Source organism: Pseudomonas khavaziana, assembly GCF_036704165.1.
In the GTDB taxonomy this organism is placed as follows: Bacteria; Pseudomonadota; Gammaproteobacteria; order Pseudomonadales; family Pseudomonadaceae; genus Aquipseudomonas; species Aquipseudomonas khavaziana.
This window is the reverse complement of record NZ_CP129946.1, coordinates 6132159-6146375: the sequence shown is the minus strand read 5'-3', so window position 1 is coordinate 6146375 and position 14217 is coordinate 6132159. Positions and strand designations below refer to the sequence as shown.

General features: G+C 61.1%; 17 protein-coding genes. 2 read left to right on the top strand and 15 right to left on the bottom strand.

The features are described from left to right. Positions 1-20 precede the first annotated feature (20 nt). From hemW to QYQ93_RS27475, 8 genes are all read right to left on the bottom strand, one after another. Positions 21-1223, bottom strand: a complete 1203-nt coding sequence (hemW, locus tag QYQ93_RS27510) for a radical SAM family heme chaperone HemW (protein ID WP_043046298.1) — start codon at positions 1221-1223, stop codon at positions 21-23. Beyond that, entirely contained in the window at positions 1220-1813 is a 594-nt protein-coding gene (gene rdgB, locus QYQ93_RS27505; RefSeq protein WP_338475905.1) for an RdgB/HAM1 family non-canonical purine NTP pyrophosphatase, read from the bottom strand. The genes hemW and rdgB overlap by 4 nt, the downstream gene beginning before the upstream one ends. Continuing rightward, complete coding sequence (locus tag QYQ93_RS27500) at positions 1810-2247, bottom strand: DUF4426 domain-containing protein (RefSeq protein WP_043046296.1); 438 nt, start codon at positions 2245-2247, stop codon at positions 1810-1812. The genes rdgB and QYQ93_RS27500 overlap by 4 nt, the downstream gene beginning before the upstream one ends. Positions 2248-2268: 21 nt before the next feature. Then, positions 2269-2889, bottom strand: a complete 621-nt coding sequence (metW, locus tag QYQ93_RS27495; protein ID WP_005792273.1) for a methionine biosynthesis protein MetW — start codon at positions 2887-2889, stop codon at positions 2269-2271. A 25-nt stretch (positions 2890-2914) separates the two neighbouring features. Continuing rightward, complete coding sequence (metX, locus tag QYQ93_RS27490; RefSeq protein ID WP_043046295.1) at positions 2915-4057, bottom strand: homoserine O-succinyltransferase MetX; 1143 nt, start codon at positions 4055-4057, stop codon at positions 2915-2917. A 194-nt stretch (positions 4058-4251) separates the two neighbouring features. Continuing rightward, the gene (locus tag QYQ93_RS27485) at positions 4252-4839 is read right to left on the bottom strand and encodes a YggT family protein (protein ID WP_003195087.1); all 588 of its coding nucleotides are present in this window, start codon (positions 4837-4839) and stop codon (positions 4252-4254) included. A gap of 25 nt (positions 4840-4864) precedes the next feature. Then, positions 4865-5683 (bottom strand): pyrroline-5-carboxylate reductase, encoded by an 819-nt coding sequence (proC, locus tag QYQ93_RS27480; RefSeq protein ID WP_338475904.1) that lies wholly within the window; start codon positions 5681-5683, stop codon positions 4865-4867. A 34-nt stretch (positions 5684-5717) separates the two neighbouring features. After that, on the bottom strand, positions 5718-6404 hold the full coding sequence (locus QYQ93_RS27475; protein ID WP_043046293.1) for a YggS family pyridoxal phosphate-dependent enzyme: 687 nt from the start codon (positions 6402-6404) through the stop codon (positions 5718-5720). 57 nt (positions 6405-6461) lie between these two features. Between QYQ93_RS27475 and QYQ93_RS27470 the strand changes: the two genes are divergently transcribed. Then, a complete protein-coding gene (locus QYQ93_RS27470; protein ID WP_338475903.1) occupies positions 6462-7496 on the top strand; it encodes a type IV pilus twitching motility protein PilT in 1035 nt (344 codons plus the stop codon). 140 nt (positions 7497-7636) lie between these two features. Here QYQ93_RS27470 and QYQ93_RS27465 read toward each other — a convergent pair whose 3' ends face one another. Continuing rightward, positions 7637-8275: a C40 family peptidase gene (locus QYQ93_RS27465; protein ID WP_338475902.1), complete on the bottom strand. Its 639-nt coding sequence runs from the start codon at positions 8273-8275 to the stop codon at positions 7637-7639. Between the two features lie 249 nt (positions 8276-8524). On the opposite strand from QYQ93_RS27465, the gene QYQ93_RS27460 reads away from it, so the two are divergent. Next, positions 8525-8953, top strand: a complete 429-nt coding sequence (locus QYQ93_RS27460) for a TM2 domain-containing protein (protein WP_124379799.1) — start codon at positions 8525-8527, stop codon at positions 8951-8953. Positions 8954-9108: 155 nt separating this feature from the next. Here the strand turns inward: QYQ93_RS27460 and QYQ93_RS27455 are convergent, their stop codons facing one another. The 6 genes from QYQ93_RS27455 to QYQ93_RS27430 all read right to left on the bottom strand — a co-directional run bounded on the left by QYQ93_RS27455 (position 9109) and on the right by QYQ93_RS27430 (position 14188). Further along, positions 9109-10380, bottom strand: a complete 1272-nt coding sequence (locus QYQ93_RS27455) for a dihydroorotase (RefSeq protein WP_338475901.1) — start codon at positions 10378-10380, stop codon at positions 9109-9111. Further along, positions 10377-11381, bottom strand: a complete 1005-nt coding sequence (locus tag QYQ93_RS27450; RefSeq protein WP_034116232.1) for an aspartate carbamoyltransferase catalytic subunit — start codon at positions 11379-11381, stop codon at positions 10377-10379. The genes QYQ93_RS27455 and QYQ93_RS27450 overlap by 4 nt, the downstream gene beginning before the upstream one ends. A gap of 24 nt (positions 11382-11405) precedes the next feature. Beyond that, positions 11406-11912: a bifunctional pyr operon transcriptional regulator/uracil phosphoribosyltransferase PyrR gene (gene pyrR / locus QYQ93_RS27445; protein WP_043046285.1), complete on the bottom strand. Its 507-nt coding sequence runs from the start codon at positions 11910-11912 to the stop codon at positions 11406-11408. 148 nt (positions 11913-12060) lie between these two features. Next, on the bottom strand, positions 12061-12498 hold the full coding sequence (gene ruvX, locus QYQ93_RS27440) for a Holliday junction resolvase RuvX (RefSeq protein WP_003195067.1): 438 nt from the start codon (positions 12496-12498) through the stop codon (positions 12061-12063). Beyond that, positions 12498-13067, bottom strand: a complete 570-nt coding sequence (locus QYQ93_RS27435) for a YqgE/AlgH family protein (protein ID WP_043046282.1) — start codon at positions 13065-13067, stop codon at positions 12498-12500. The genes ruvX and QYQ93_RS27435 overlap by 1 nt, the downstream gene beginning before the upstream one ends. 215 nt (positions 13068-13282) lie before the next feature. Beyond that, positions 13283-14188, bottom strand: a complete 906-nt coding sequence (locus QYQ93_RS27430) for an energy transducer TonB (protein WP_338475900.1) — start codon at positions 14186-14188, stop codon at positions 13283-13285. Between the last annotated feature and the right edge of the window lie 29 nt (positions 14189-14217).

Genomic DNA, 14217 nt, shown 5'->3' with positions numbered 1-14217 from the left:
TCGATTTCCTTAAAGAGCTATCAGCTCAAAAACTTCTGCAACAGGTCATTGAGAAAGAGTTGCCCGCGGTCGGTTGCCGCCAGGCGTGACGGTTCGACCTGCATCAAGCCACTTTGTTCTGCGTCGCGGCGGCCTTCGTCGAGGCTGGCCAGCTCGAGCCCGGTGCGTTCGGCGTAGAGTCTGGCATCGACGCCTTCGGTCAGGCGTAGGGCGTTCATCAGGAATTCGAACGGCAACTCCTCGTTGGTCAGTTCTTTCGCCCCGGCCTGGAAGCTTTTGGCCGGGTTGAGGTAGTCCTTGGGCGCACGGGTTTTCCAGGTGCGCACGATGCGCCCGTCCGGGTGGCTAAGCTTGCCGTGGGCGCCGGCGCCAATGCCGATGAAGTCGCCAAAGCTCCAGTAATTCAGGTTATGCCGCGCCGCACGGTCGGGTTGGGCGTAGGCCGACACTTCATATTGTGCGTAACCGTGCTCGGCGAGCAGTGCCTGGCCGGCTTCCTGGATATCCCACAACGTGTCGTCTTCCGGCAGCGCGGGCGGCTGGTTCCAGAAGACGGTGTTGGGTTCCAGAGTCAGCTGATACCAGGACAGGTGTGTCGGCTTGAGCGCAATGGCTTGGCGCAAGTCGCCCAAGGCGTCGTCCAGGGATTGGTTGGGCAAGCCGTGCATTAAGTCCAGGTTGAAGTTATCGAACCCGGCCTGACGCGCCATGTCGGCGGCGCGCACAGCTTCTTCGCCGTTATGGATGCGACCCAGGGCCTCAAGTTTTTCCTGCTGGAAACTCTGGATGCCGATGGACAGGCGATTGATCCCCAACTTGCGGTAGGCCACGAACTTCTCTTGCTCGAAGGTCCCGGGGTTGGCTTCCAGGGTGATCTCGATATCCGCGGCAAACGGGATGCGCGCTTGCACACCCCTGAGCAAGCGCCCCAACGCGGTGGCGCTGAACAGGCTAGGGGTGCCGCCACCGAAGAAAATCGAGCTCAGTTCCCGGCCATAAGCGGCGTGCAGGTCTTGATCCAGATCCGCCAACAATGCATCTACATACTCTTCTTCCGGCAGCACCTTGCTGGCGGTGTGGGAGTTGAAGTCGCAATAGGGGCATTTGCGCACGCACCAAGGGATATGGATGTACAGCGCCAGGGGCGGCAGGTGGGGCAGGGCCGCCCGTGGTGTTTGCGCGCCACCGTGGATCAGCGGCTGCGCAGAGGTGTTCTGGGTCATTTCAAGCCCAGGCGCTGGCGCAGCAAGGCCATGGCGCGGGCGCGGTGGCTGATCTGGTTCTTGTCGGCCGGGCTCAGTTCGGCGCTGGAAACATTGCGCTCCGGCACCCAGAACAATGGGTCGTAGCCAAAGCCATGTTCGCCGCTGGCGGCGTGCAGGATGCGCCCCTGCCACAAGCCTTCGCACAGGATCGGCAACGGGTCATCGGCATGTCGCACCAGGGCCAGTACGCAGACGAACTGTGCGCCGCGTTCGGCGTCCGGCACGTCCTTGAGGGCGTCGAGCAGTTTGGCATTGTTGGCTGCGTCACCCTTGCCGTCGGCATAACGGGCCGAATAGATGCCCGGGGCGCCGCCGAGAAAGTCCACCGCCAGGCCCGAATCATCCGCCAACGCCGGCAGGCCGGAGATACGCGCGGCATTGCGTGCCTTGAGGATGGCGTTTTCGACGAACGACAGGCCGGTCTCTTCCGGCTCGACCTGGCTGAACTCGCCAATCGAGCGCAGTTGCACGGATTCGCCGAGCATGGCCTGCAGTTCTTTGAGTTTGCCAGCGTTATGGCTGGCCAATATCAGTTGGGAGAGATTCATCGGTCGGCCGGAAACAGTTCTTGATTGAATTGGAAACCATGGGCTTTGCCGCCGGTTTCAACGTTGATGGTAAACGTCTTGTATTCGCGCTGCGTCACCGAATAGGGCGCGAGATAGCTGATCCCGCCTTTCTCTTCGATTTGCTTGAACGTCAGGATCTCGCTCTTGCCGCCCAGATCCTTGATGGTGCCGGTCACCTGGGCCGCGACCGGGGCCACGCCCTTGATCACAGTCACATTGATCAAGCCCTTCTCCTTGCTGCGCACCACGCCGACTTTCTGGGCGGTCTCCGGTGGCAGGAAGCTGGAGGTGAAGGTGTTGTAGTGGACGGTGATATCGCCAAAATCTTTCTTGCGGTTAGCATCGATGGTATCGGCGGCCATGGCGCTGGCGCCCAGGCATGCAGTCAATAGAAAAACAGCCAAACGACTCATGAACGTCCCTCTTGAAAATGATTAGACGGCAACTTTGTGGTCGGTCAGGCCAGGGCTGCTGACCCGGTAGATACCGATTTCGCCCAATAGATTGGGCCATAGCTTACTCGCCCAGCCGTGGCGGTGCTGTTGATCGACGGCAAGGCGGTTGATCACCTTGGCTTCACGCTCGCCACACAAGGCTTCGAAGTCTTCGAAGGTGCAGAAGTGAATATTCGGCGTGTTGTACCAGGTGTACGGGAGGAAATCCGAGACCGGCATGCGGCCCTTGGTGGCCAGGTACCAGCGGCAGCGCCAGTGACCGAAATTGGGGAAGGTGATGATGCATTGGCGGCCAACGCGCAGCATTTCGTCAAGGATGCGGTCCGGGTAGTGCACCGCTTGCAGGGCCTGGGTCATCACCACGATATCGAAGCTGTTGCTGGCAAAGTTGCCCAGGCCTTTGTCCAGGTCCTGCTCGATTACATTGATGCCCTTGGCCACGCACTGGGCGATGTTATCCGGGTCGTTTTCCAGGCCGTAGCCGGTAACTTGCTTGTTGTCGCGCAGCCAGCTCAGCAGTTCGCCATCGCCGCAGCCCAGGTCGAGCACGCGGCTGCCGGCGGGGATCCAGTCTTGGATGATTTCCAGGTCGGCTCTCATGGCGTTCTCCCAAAGCGTAAGCAATTCATATAAGCGTGATTCGATTCATGTAGTTGCGAAACGCCTGCAGGTAACGCGGGATCGGGATCAGGAAGGCGTCGTGGCCTTGCGGAGCATCGATCTCCAGGTAGCAGACGTCTTTCTTGGCGGCCATCAGGGCGTCCACCAGCTCACGGGAGCGGGCCGGTGAGAAGCGCCAGTCGGTGGTGAATGACATGACGCAGAACTTGGCCGTGACGTTCTCGAAGGTTTTCGCCAGGTCGTCGCCGTGATTGGCGGCCGGGTCGAAATAGTCCAGGGCCTTGGTCATCAGCAGGTAGGTGTTGGCGTCGAAACGCCCGGAAAACTCTTCGCCCTGATAACGCAGGTAGCTTTCCACCTGGAACTCGACGCTGTGGAAGTCGTAGTTGAGCTTCTCGCTCTTGAGGCCACGGCCGAATTTTTCGCCCATGGAGTCATCGGACAGATAGGTGATATGCCCCACCATCCGCGCCAGCATCAGGCCACGCTTGGGGATCACGCCGGCTTCCTGGAACGAACCGCCGTGGAACTCGGGGTCGGTGAGGATGGCCTGGCGCGCCACTTCGTTGAAGGCGATGTTCTGCGCCGACAGCTTGGGCGCCGAGGCGATGGCCAGGCAATGGCGCACACGGTCCGGGTAGCTGATGGTCCATTGCAGTGCCTGCATGCCGCCAAGGCTGCCACCAATCACCGCGGCCCACTGGCCGATGCCCAGCAGGTCCGCCAGGCGTGCCTGGCTGTGCACCCAATCTTCCACGGTCAACACCGGGAAGTCCGCGCCGAACGGCTTGCCGGTTTCCGGGTTGAGGCTGCTGGGGCCGGTGGAACCATTGCAGCCACCGAGGTTGTTGAGGCTGACCACGAAGAACTTGTTGGTGTCGATGGGCTTGCCGGGGCCGATGCAACTGTCCCACCAGCCGGGCTTGCGCTCGTCCGCAGAGTGGAAGCCGGCAGCGTGATGATGGCCGGACAAGGCGTGGCAGATCAGCACGGCGTTGCTCGCCGTGGCGTTCAGTTGGCCGTAGGTTTCGTAGATCAGGTCGTAGGCTGGCAGCGAACGGCCGCAGGCCAGGGCCAGCGGCTCGCTGAAATGCGCCACTTGCGGCACGACCAGTCCAACGGAATCGGGGGGAAAGGCAGCTGGCATCGACCCTGCTCTCGTTTAAATGAGGCGTAAGTCTAAAGAGCGGGGCCCCCAGCGGCAAGCAATGGTCTGTACCAGTACGCAGATACAAAATGTGGGAGGGGGCTTGCTCCCGATTGCGGTGTGTCAGCCGACATATAAGTCACTGATCCACCGCAATCGGGAGCAAGCCCCCTCCCACATTTTTACAGCATATTTCAGATCAGGCCGAACAGCTCTTTGGGCATGTAGGCAAAATACGCCAAGCGTGGAATCACCCAGCTTTGCAGCAGCTGGATCACGATAAACGCAAAGATCGGCGAGATATCCAGGCCACCCAGGTTCGGGATCAGGCGACGGAAGGGTGCCAGCACCGGTTCGGTGATCTGGGCTACCAATTCGGCGCCCGGACTACGGCTGCCCGGTGCGACCCACGACAGGATCACGCTGATGATCATCGACCAGAAAATGATCTTCAGGAACAGCGAGAAAATACCGATCAGGCCCCATGGCAACAGCAGCACGGTGAACGCCTGGTAGCCGTTAAGCATCAGGATCACCACGAACAGCAGGATCTGCAGCAGCAACGCCAGCACCAGCGAGGACATGTCCAGGCCGAACAGGCTCGGGATCACCCGGCGCAGCGGTTTGAGCAGTGGCTGCGTGGCCTTGACCACGAACTGGCACAGCGGGTTGTAGAAGTTGGCCCGCACCAGTTGCAGGATAAAGCGCATCAGCACGATCAGCAGGTACAGGCTGCCCAGGGTCTGGATGATGAAAATGGCAGCGTCATTGATTCCGAGCATGTTTGATTACCTTGGTAAGGGACGACTATTTGCCCAGTTGCTCAGCCATCTCGGCTGAACGATGTGCCGCGGCACCCAGTGCAGTTTCCACCAGGGCCTCAAAGCCTCCGGCTTGAAACGATTCGATGGCGGCTTGCGTAGTGCCGCCCGGGGACGTTACACGACGGCGCAGCTCGGCGGCATCGACATCGCTGCCCACGGCCATTTTCGCGGCGCCCAGGGCTGTTTGTTCGGCCAGTTGCTCGGCGACATCATGGGGCAGGCCCAGCTTGACGCCGGCTGCGGTCATGGCCTCGATCAACAGGAAGAAGTAGGCCGGACCGCTGCCGGAAACAGCAGTGACCGCATCCAGTTGTTGTTCCTGCTCCAGCCACACGGCGATGCCCACCGCAGACAGCAACTCCTCGGCCTGGTCGCGTTGTTGCGCCGTGACTTCGTGGGTGGCATACAGGCCGCTGACGCCTTGGCGCAGCAGCGCCGGGGTGTTGGGCATGCAGCGCACGATGGGCTGGGCACCGAGCCAGTTGTTCATGCTGGCGCAGGTGATCCCGGCAGCGATGGACACCACCAGTTGATGGGGCTGCAGGCTAGGGCGCAGGCTTTCGCACACGGCCTTCATGGCCTGGGGCTTGACCGCCAGTACGATCACGTCGACGCCATGGATGGCCTCGGCGTTGTCGGCGAACGTTTCGATGCCGTGCTCGGCGCTGACGCGCTCGCGGGTTTCGTCGCCCGGGTCGCTGGCGCGGATCTGCTCGGCGTCCAGGCCCTTGGCCCGCAGGCCGCCGATCAGGCTGGCCGCCATGTTACCGGCGCCGATAAAGGCAATACGCGTGTTGCTCATGACAGGTCCTTATTTTCGAGGGAAGTCAGCCATTTCACGCCTGGCCGTAGTCGCGGGCGCCAAACAGGGCGGTACCGATGCGCACCCAGGTGGCGCCTTGGGCGATGGCCGACTCAAGGTCATGGCTCATGCCCATGGAAAGTGTGTCGAGCGCCAGGTCCAGGCTGGCTTGCAGGTCGCGCACCCTGGCGAATGCTGCATCCTGTGCGGCCCTGTCTTCAGTTGGCTCGGGGATCGCCATCAGGCCACGCAGCTTCAGGCGCGGTAACGCGCTGATGGCATTGGCCAGGGCCGGCAGGTCGGCAGGTGTGCAGCCGGACTTGCTGGCTTCGCCGCTGACATTAACCTGGATGCAGATATTCAGCGGCGGCAGGTCGGCCGGGCGTTGTTCGGACAGGCGTTGTGCGATTTTCAGGCGGTCCACGGAATGCACCCAGGCGAAGTTCTCGGCGATGGCGCGAGTCTTGTTCGATTGAATGGGGCCGATGAAGTGCCAACTCAAGGGCAGGTCGGTCAACTCGGCCTGTTTGCCCAGGGCTTCCTGCAGGTAATTCTCGCCAAAGTCGTGCATACCGGCGGCATAGGCTTCGCGCACTGCCTGCGCGGGCTTGGTCTTGCTCACGGCCAGCAGGTGGATGCTGCTTGCGTCACGTTGCGCGGCCTCGGCTGCGGCGCGGATGCGCTGGCTAACCAGGCCGATGTTGTCTGCTATCGTCGACATTCAAGTTGCACCCGTGGATATGGAGTCCGCGGCATTCTACTGGAAATGGAAAGCCCTATGGATATCACGCAATTGCTGACGGCCAGCGTAAGCCGAGGCGCCTCCGACCTGCATCTGTCGGCCGGCCTGGCGCCGATGCTGCGCATCGATGGCGAAGTCTGGCCCATGGATTGGCCGAGGCTTGAGGCATCGCAAATGGTCGACCTGGTGTGCCCTTTACTGAGTAAACACCAACAAAAGGATTTCGAAACATCTCTTGAAACGGATTTTGCCTTCGAGTTGCCTGGAGTGGCGCGTTTCCGGGCAAACGTGTTCCGCCAGGATCGCGGCGTGGGTGCGGTATTTCGCACTATCCCGACCGAGGTCCAGAGCCTGGAAGACTTGGGGTTGGGCGAGGTTTTCCAGCGTATCGCCCAGCTTCCACGCGGCCTGGTACTGGTCACTGGGCCCACCGGTTCGGGTAAGTCCACCACCTTGGCGGCGATGATCGATCACCTTAACCAGCACCGACGCCAGCATATCCTCACCCTGGAAGACCCGATCGAATTTATCCACAGGCCGAAAATGGCCCTGGTCACCCAGCGCCAAGTGCACCGCGATAGCCACAGCTTTTCGGTCGCCCTGCGCTCGGCCCTGCGGGAAGACCCGGATGTGATACTGGTGGGTGAGCTACGCGACCTGGAAACCATTCGCCTGGCGCTGACGGCGGCTGAGACCGGACACCTGGTATTTGGCACTCTGCACACTTCATCGGCAGCAAAGACCGTGGACAGGCTGGTGGATGTCTTCCCGGCCGGGGAAAAGGCCATGGTCCGCTCAATGCTTTCGGAGTCGTTGCAGGCGGTGGTGTCCCAGGTGCTGCTGAAGAAGGTCGGCGGCGGGCGCGTGGCGGCTCATGAAATCATGTTGGGTACGCCGGCGATCCGGAACCTGGTCCGCGAAGACAAGGTGGCGCAGATGGTCTCGGCGATCCAGACCGGTGGGGCGTTGGGAATGAAGACGCTGGATATGAGTTTGAAGGCGTTGGTTGCGCGAGGCGTGGTCAGTCGAGACGATGCGCGAGAGAAGGCGAGGGTGCCTGGGGATATATAAAATCGGGAGATATAAGGAGATCCAAATGTGGGAGGGGGCTCGCTCCCGATAGCGGTGTATCAGTCAGCTTGTTTGTAGCTGACCCACTGCAACCGGGAGCAAGCCCCCTCCCACATTGTTTACTGTATTTCAGCTGAAGATCAGCGCTGCACGATCCGCAGGTTGCTGTTCTGCTCTTTCGGCAGCACCCGCTTGGCAATCACGTAGTTCTTGTCCCAGAACGGCTTTTTCAGCGTGTCGATGCTCACCGACTTGCCACGGCGTGGCGCGTGGATAAAGCGGTCGTTACCCAGGTAAATGGCAACGTGGTTGACCTGGCGGCTCTTCAACTTGAAGAACAACAGATCGCCCGGTTTCAGGTCTTTGCGATCAACCTTCAAGCCGTGGCCGGCCGCCATGGCGTTGGAAGTGCGTGGCAAATCCACCGCTTTTACATCGTTAAAGGCATATTTCACCAAGCCGCTGCAGTCGAACCCTTTACTTGGGCTGCTGCCGCCCCAACGATAAGGAGTACCGAGCACGTTGACGGCGCGGCTGAGCACGTTGCTGCTTTGCTTGGTGTTCACCGCCATCAGGCCGGGAGTTGCTTTACCGTGGGCCTTGCTCACTTGAGTCGGGCGGTTGACGGTCAGCTTTGCAGATTTGGCCGTGCTGGTTGTGCTGTGGACTTTAGGGGTGAAACCATTGACGTTCGGAAGTCGTTGCTCACGATTGGTGGCGTGGGCGGCCAGTGGCATTAATAGGCAGATGGTCAGCCATGTCTTGAAAAATGGTCGCATTAGGCGTGGCTCTTATGGGTTTGCGCGCAACTTTATAACAGCTTTTTGTGTCGTTCTCAGGCCGTTTGTCGACTGAACCTTGGGGTCAAATTCAGGAAAAACGCGACGAATTGCCGCAATTGTCCTACACAAGTCAGGTGGCATAAGGCTTTGAGGGCAGGAAGATACCATTTGCCGTACGTCGGGCGCTCGTAAAAAAGTCACAAAGAAAATGAAAAAATTTATCTATCGAAGCAAAAGAGGTACCTCATGAACACCTATCAACAGGTTGGTCAGCAGCAAGATACCCATAGCAAGGTGATCGGTTACCTGCTTTGGATTTTCGGTTTTACCGGGGCGCATCGCTTTTATTACGGCAAGCCCGTGACCGGCACGATCTGGTTTTTCACCTTCGGCCTGCTGGGCATTGGCTGGCTGATCGACTTGTTCCTGATCCCGGCCATGGACCGTGAAGCCGACCTGCGTTTTACCGCCGGGCCGATCGAATACAACGTCGCGTGGATTCTGTTGGCGTTCCTGGGTGTGTTCGGTGTGCACCGTATGTACCAGGGCAAATGGATCACCGGCCTGATCTACCTGCTGACCGGCGGTTTGTTCCTGCTGGGGGTGCTGTATGACTTCTGGACGTTGAATACGCAGATTTCGGTTCGTAATGCTGAGCGCAATAACGGGCGCTGATCTCTCGGCCATATAGAGAACAGAATGTGGGAGGGGGCTTGCTCCCGATAGCGGTGGATCAGCCAGCTCATCTTTAGCTGACCCACTGCAATCGGGAGCAAGTCGAATCGTCGCACCGCCCCTCCCACATTTACTGTGCTTACTTGATATTTGTTTTAAGCCTGGTAGCTGATCCGCCCATCCATGAAGGTGTACCGCACCGTCGCCGGCAGGCTATGGCCGATGAACGGGCAGTTTTCGCCCTTCGACAACCAGTGCTCCCCGGCCACCGTCGAGCTGCCCAGGTCAAACAGCACCAGGTCCGCTGGCGAACCGACTGCCAGCTTGCCCGCCGGCAGGCGCAGGGCCTGAGCCGGGCCGGCGCTCAAGCGTGCCAGCAGCGTTGGCAGGTCGAGCAAGCCGTCCTCCACCAACGTCATCGCCAGCGGCAGCAACAACTCCACGCTGCTGATGCCCGGCTCGGTCGCACCAAACGGTGCCAGTTTGGCGTCGCGCTCATGGGGCTGATGATGGCTGGAAATCGCCGATACCACCCCCGACTTCACCGCAGCCCGCAAACCATCACGGTCGGCCTTGGTTCGCAGGGGCGGCTGCACGTGATAGAGGCTGGAGAAGTCGATCAGCGCTTCATCCGTCAGGATCAGCTGGTACAAGGCGACATCTGCCGTCACCGGCAAACCTCGGGCCTGGGCCTGGGCAATCAGGGCCACGCCCCGGGCGCTGGTCAGTTGGCTGAAATGCGCGCGTACACCACTCTGCTCTACCAGCAGCAGGTCACGGGCCAGGGCCACGGTTTCGGCGGTTTCCGGAATGCCCGGCAAACCGAGGAAACTGGCGACTGCGCCTTCATGAGCCAGGCCGCCCTCGGCCAGGTCGCGGTCCTGAGAGTGGAAGATCACCGTCAAATCGAAGGTGGCTGCATACTCCAGGGCGCGGCACAGGGTGCGCGTGCTGCGGAAGTTGTCCAAGCCATTGCCGAAAGCCACGCAACCGGCGTCGCGCAGTGCGATCAGTTCGGCCAGTTGTTCGCCATCCAGGCCTTTGCTCAGGGCGCCGATAGGGAACACCTTGCAATTGCCGGCTTCGCGGGCGCGATCGAGGATCAGTTCGGTCACCGCCGAAGTATCCAGCACCGGCTTGGTATTGGGCGGGCAGCACAGGCTGGTCACGCCACCGGCTGCGGCGGCCTGGGTTTCGCTGATGATATTGCCTTTGCGGCTGTAGCCCGGTTCGCGCAGAGCGACGTTCAGGTCTACCAGCCCTGGTGCGGCCACCAGGCCCTTGGCGTCGATGCTCTCGACGGCGCCGAAGCCATCGGGCGCAGCGCCGATGGCGATGATCTTGCCGGCATCCAGATGTAGATCGGTAACTTGGTCCAGGCCGCTGGCCGGGTCGATGACTCGGGCGCCGAGAATGCTGAGCTTCACTGGGCCTGCTCCTGCTCGAATTGACGTTGCGCGGTTTGCCCGCTCATGGCCATGGACAACACAGCCATGCGCACGGCGATGCCGTAGGTCACTTGGTTCAAGATCACCGACTGCGGGCCGTCGGCCACCGCCGACTCGATTTCCACACCGCGGTTGATCGGCCCCGGGTGCATCACGATGGCGTCCGGCTTGGCGCCCGCCAGGCGTGCAGTGGTCAGGCCGAACAGGCGGTAGAACTCGCCTTCGCTCGGCAACAGGCCACCGGCCATGCGCTCGCGCTGCAGGCGCAGCATGATCACCACGTCCACATCCTTGAGGCCCTCGGTCATATCGGTGTAGACCTTCACGCCGTATTGTTCGATACCGATGGGCAACAGGGTCTTGGGTGCGATCACGCGGATATCCGGGCAACCCAGGGCCTTCAGGGCCAGCATGTTCGAGCGCGCCACCCGCGAATGCAGGATGTCGCCGACGATGGCCACCGAGAGGTTTTCAAAGCTGCCCTTGTGCCGACGGATGGTGAGCATGTCGAGCATGCCCTGGGTCGGGTGGGCGTGACGGCCGTCGCCGCCGTTGATGATCGCGACGTTCGGGCACACGTGCTCGGCAATGAAGTGTGCGGCGCCGGAGTCACCATGGCGTACCACGAACATGTCGGCTGCCATGGCTTCCAAGTTGCGCAGGGTGTCGAGCAGGGTCTCGCCCTTGCTCGCCGACGAGGTCGACACGTTCAGCGTGATCACGTCGGCCGACAGCCGCTGGGCTGCCAGCTCAAAGGTGGTACGGGTACGGGTGGAGTTCTCGAAGAACACATTGCAGATGGTTTTGCCGCGCAGCAGCGGGACCTTCTTCACCGCCCGGCCACCGACCTCGAGGAACGAGTCAGCGGTGTCGAGGATTTCGGTGAGCAGTTCGCGGGGCAAACCGTCGAGGGACAAGAAATGTTGCAACTGGCCCTGAGCATTGAGCTGCAGCGGGCGCTTGGCATCTAGAGGCGTCATCGCGGGGACTCTGTACAAGGCGGTTTAAAGGGCAAGGTCTTGCAGTTCGAGTTCGAGCGGCGTGGGACCGGACAATTTTACCCGCTGCTGGGCGCAAAGCGACAGGGTCGCGCCGACTACGTCCGGGCTGATCGGCAATTCGCCGGCGTCCAGGTCCAGCAGGCACACCAGGGTCACGCTGGCCGGGCGGCCGTAGTCGAATAGCTCGTTCAGGGCGGCGCGGATGGTGCGGCCGCTCATCAGCACGTCGTCGATCAATACCAGGTGCTGGCCTTCGATCTCGAACGGCAGGGCCGAAGGGCGCACTTGCGGGTGCAGGCCATTCTGGCTGAAGTCGTCGCGGTAGAAGGATACATCCAGCGTACCCAGGGGCGAATCGCTGCCCATCTCTTCCAGCAGCGCCTGGGCCACCCACACACCACCGGTACGAATGCCGATAAAACGCGGCTCGCTGACGGCGCGGTGTTCCAGGTGCGCCTTGAGGCGTATTGCCATCTGGCTGATCAGTTCGGCGGGGTTGGGCAAGCTCATGGTGGCTCCTTGTTAAGTGTGTAGGAGCGAGCTTGCTCGCGAAAAACGTCAACGATAACGCGTGAAAACCTGGAAGTGCGCGGTGCCTGTGAGTTCTTCGCGAGCAAGCTCGCTCCTACAAAAACGGCATAGCAGCAAGCCGCGTCAGTCAGGATTCAAATAAAGCCGTGTTTTCATCCAGCCAACCCTGCAACAGCAAGGCGGCGGCGATGGCGTCCACGGGGTTGTCGCGGTAGCTGCCCTTCTGCCCGCCACGGTCGCGGCGCTCGCCTTTGGCTTCAAAGGTGGTCAGGCGCTCGTCGTGGGTATAGAAGGGCAGGTTGTAGCGGCCATTGAGGCGGCGGGCGAACTTCTCGGCGCGCAGGCACATGTCGCTGGGCGTGCCGTCCATGTTCAAGGGCAGGCCGACCACCACCGCATCTGGCTTCCACTCTTTAATGAGGGCTTCAACCTGGTTCCAGTCCGGCACGCCGTTCTGGGCCTTGAGGGTGCACAGTTCGCGGGCCTGGCCGGTAATCACCTGGCCGACCGCTACGCCGATCTGTTTGGTGCCGTAGTCAAAACCGAGGATCAGACGCAAGGCCATCAGGCGTGCCCCGCCTGGCTGGTCAACAGGTTGAGGTTGACCCGCAGCTTGGCCGCGGCCGCTTCCAGGCGTAGTTCGCTGGCGGTGTTGAACAGGATGTCGGCGTCGAACGGGCAGGTCAGCCAGGCATTGCTGGCCAGTTCGGCCTCCAGTTGCCCGGCTTCCCAACCGGCGTAGCCGAGGGTGATCACGCTTTGCTCAGGGCCAACGCCGTCGGCGATGGCGAACAGCACATCCTGGGAAGTGGACAGTGACACGCCTTCAAGGTCGACCGTGGCCTGGAACTTCGGCCCGGTGGGGTGCAGCACAAAGCCGCGATCAGTCTGCACCGGCCCGCCGATGTAGATCGGCACGTCCTGGCAACAGGCCGGCGGATCGATCTCCGGGCGCAATTGCTCGAGGATATCGGCCAGGTTCAGCTCCTGCGGGCGGTTGACCACCAGCCCCATGGCACCATTGGCCGTGTGCTCGACGATGTAGGTCAAGGTCTGCGCAAAGTTCGGGTCGGCCATATGGGGCATGGCGATCAGGAATTGGTGCTTGAGGTAGGTCGGGCTGACGTTTTTCATGTCCGCTAGTGTGGCGTTGGAGGGGCGAACTGACAAGCTGGGAGTGAGCCCTGTGCTGTCTTTGTGGCGAGGGAGCTTGCTCCCGCTGGGTCGCGTAGCGGCCCTAAACCCGGTTATTGCGTTTCAATTTGGAAAAACTCTGTACCTGTATTGGGTCTGCTGCGCAGACCAGCGGGAGCAAGCTCCCTCGCCACAACGGGCCCGATCAACAGGGGTCAGTTACTGGACAACCGGTCGCCCTTGGCAAACTTCCAGGTGCGGATGATTTCCAGGCGGTCCACGTCATTCAAGTCGCCGCTGAACGGCGCAAAGGGCGCGGCCAGGCGCACGATGCGCTGGGCGGCCTGGTCCAGCAACGGTTGGCCGGAGGATTCCAGTACCTGCACTTCATAGAGCGAACCGTCACGGTTGATCGACACCAGCAAGCGCAAATTGCCATAGATTTGTTGGCGCCGGGCTTCTTCCGGGTAGTTGAGGTTGCCGATGCGCTCGACCTTCTTGCGCCACTCGTCCTTATACCAGGCACCTTTATCGCGCATGGTCGAGGCGGCGTTCAGGCGGTAGATGCGCGGACGCTTGGCGTACAGCTGTTGTTCATGGGCCAGTTCGGCTTCCAGGCTGGAAATTTCATCGGAGAGCGTCGAGCTGTCGAAGGTTGGCGCGGGTTTCACCGGTTCGGGCTTGGGTTCGGTCTTGGTCTTTTCGCGCTGGGTCGGGGCTTTTTGCGGCTTGGGTGCCGCGGTCGTTACGGCGGCCTTGGGCGCAGCCTGCTTGACCTCGGGCTTGGGCGCGGGCGGCGGGGTGACCTTATTGACTTTGTTGTCGTGGAAGGGCGCGACTTCGGTGGTCTTGGGCACCGCTTTCTTGTCGAGGGTGCCGCTGCCCTGCTGGTTGTCCTGGGCGAGAAAGTCGGCCTTCTCGGGCTTCTTTTCGCTTTTGAATGTCGCGAGGGTGATTTCCAGAGTCTTGGTGATCTGCTTGGGCTCGACCATGGTGAAGCCCACGCCCAGGAGCAAAGCCAGGTGAATCAATGCGGCAAGAAACAGGGTAAATCCGAGCCGATCAGCCGGGCGCACGCCTCTCTGGGTGAGTTCTGGGGGCAGATCGGACGGGAGCGTCATGACAAGAAAACCAACATCGCGCGTTTCAC

Bases quoted from the DNA above. Each gene is read 5' to 3' on its own strand.
- QYQ93_RS27485 (WP_003195087.1), bottom strand. From the start codon at position 4,839: ATGCTCGGAATCAATGACGCTGCCATTTTCATCATCCAGACCCTGGGC.
- QYQ93_RS27500 (WP_043046296.1), bottom strand. From the start codon at position 2,247: ATGAGTCGTTTGGCTGTTTTTCTATTGACTGCATGCCTGGGCGCCAGC.
- proC (WP_338475904.1), bottom strand. From the start codon at position 5,683: ATGAGCAACACGCGTATTGCCTTTATCGGCGCCGGTAACATGGCGGCC.
- hemW (WP_043046298.1), bottom strand. From the start codon at position 1,223: ATGACCCAGAACACCTCTGCGCAGCCGCTGATCCACGGTGGCGCGCAA.
- QYQ93_RS27475 (WP_043046293.1), bottom strand. From the start codon at position 6,404: ATGTCGACGATAGCAGACAACATCGGCCTGGTTAGCCAGCGCATCCGC.
- ruvX (WP_003195067.1), bottom strand. From the start codon at position 12,498: ATGGCCTTGCGTCTGATCCTCGGTTTTGACTACGGCACCAAACAGATC.
- metX (WP_043046295.1), bottom strand. From the start codon at position 4,057: ATGCCAGCTGCCTTTCCCCCCGATTCCGTTGGACTGGTCGTGCCGCAA.
- QYQ93_RS27470 (WP_338475903.1), top strand. From the start codon at position 6,462: ATGGATATCACGCAATTGCTGACGGCCAGCGTAAGCCGAGGCGCCTCC.
- QYQ93_RS27435 (WP_043046282.1), bottom strand. From the start codon at position 13,067: ATGAAAAACGTCAGCCCGACCTACCTCAAGCACCAATTCCTGATCGCC.
- pyrR (WP_043046285.1), bottom strand. From the start codon at position 11,912: ATGAGCTTGCCCAACCCCGCCGAACTGATCAGCCAGATGGCAATACGC.
- QYQ93_RS27460 (WP_124379799.1), top strand. From the start codon at position 8,525: ATGAACACCTATCAACAGGTTGGTCAGCAGCAAGATACCCATAGCAAG.
- QYQ93_RS27465 (WP_338475902.1), bottom strand. From the start codon at position 8,275: ATGCGACCATTTTTCAAGACATGGCTGACCATCTGCCTATTAATGCCA.
- QYQ93_RS27430 (WP_338475900.1), bottom strand. From the start codon at position 14,188: ATGACGCTCCCGTCCGATCTGCCCCCAGAACTCACCCAGAGAGGCGTG.
- metW (WP_005792273.1), bottom strand. From the start codon at position 2,889: ATGAGAGCCGACCTGGAAATCATCCAAGACTGGATCCCCGCCGGCAGC.
- rdgB (WP_338475905.1), bottom strand. From the start codon at position 1,813: ATGAATCTCTCCCAACTGATATTGGCCAGCCATAACGCTGGCAAACTC.
- QYQ93_RS27450 (WP_034116232.1), bottom strand. From the start codon at position 11,381: ATGACGCCTCTAGATGCCAAGCGCCCGCTGCAGCTCAATGCTCAGGGC.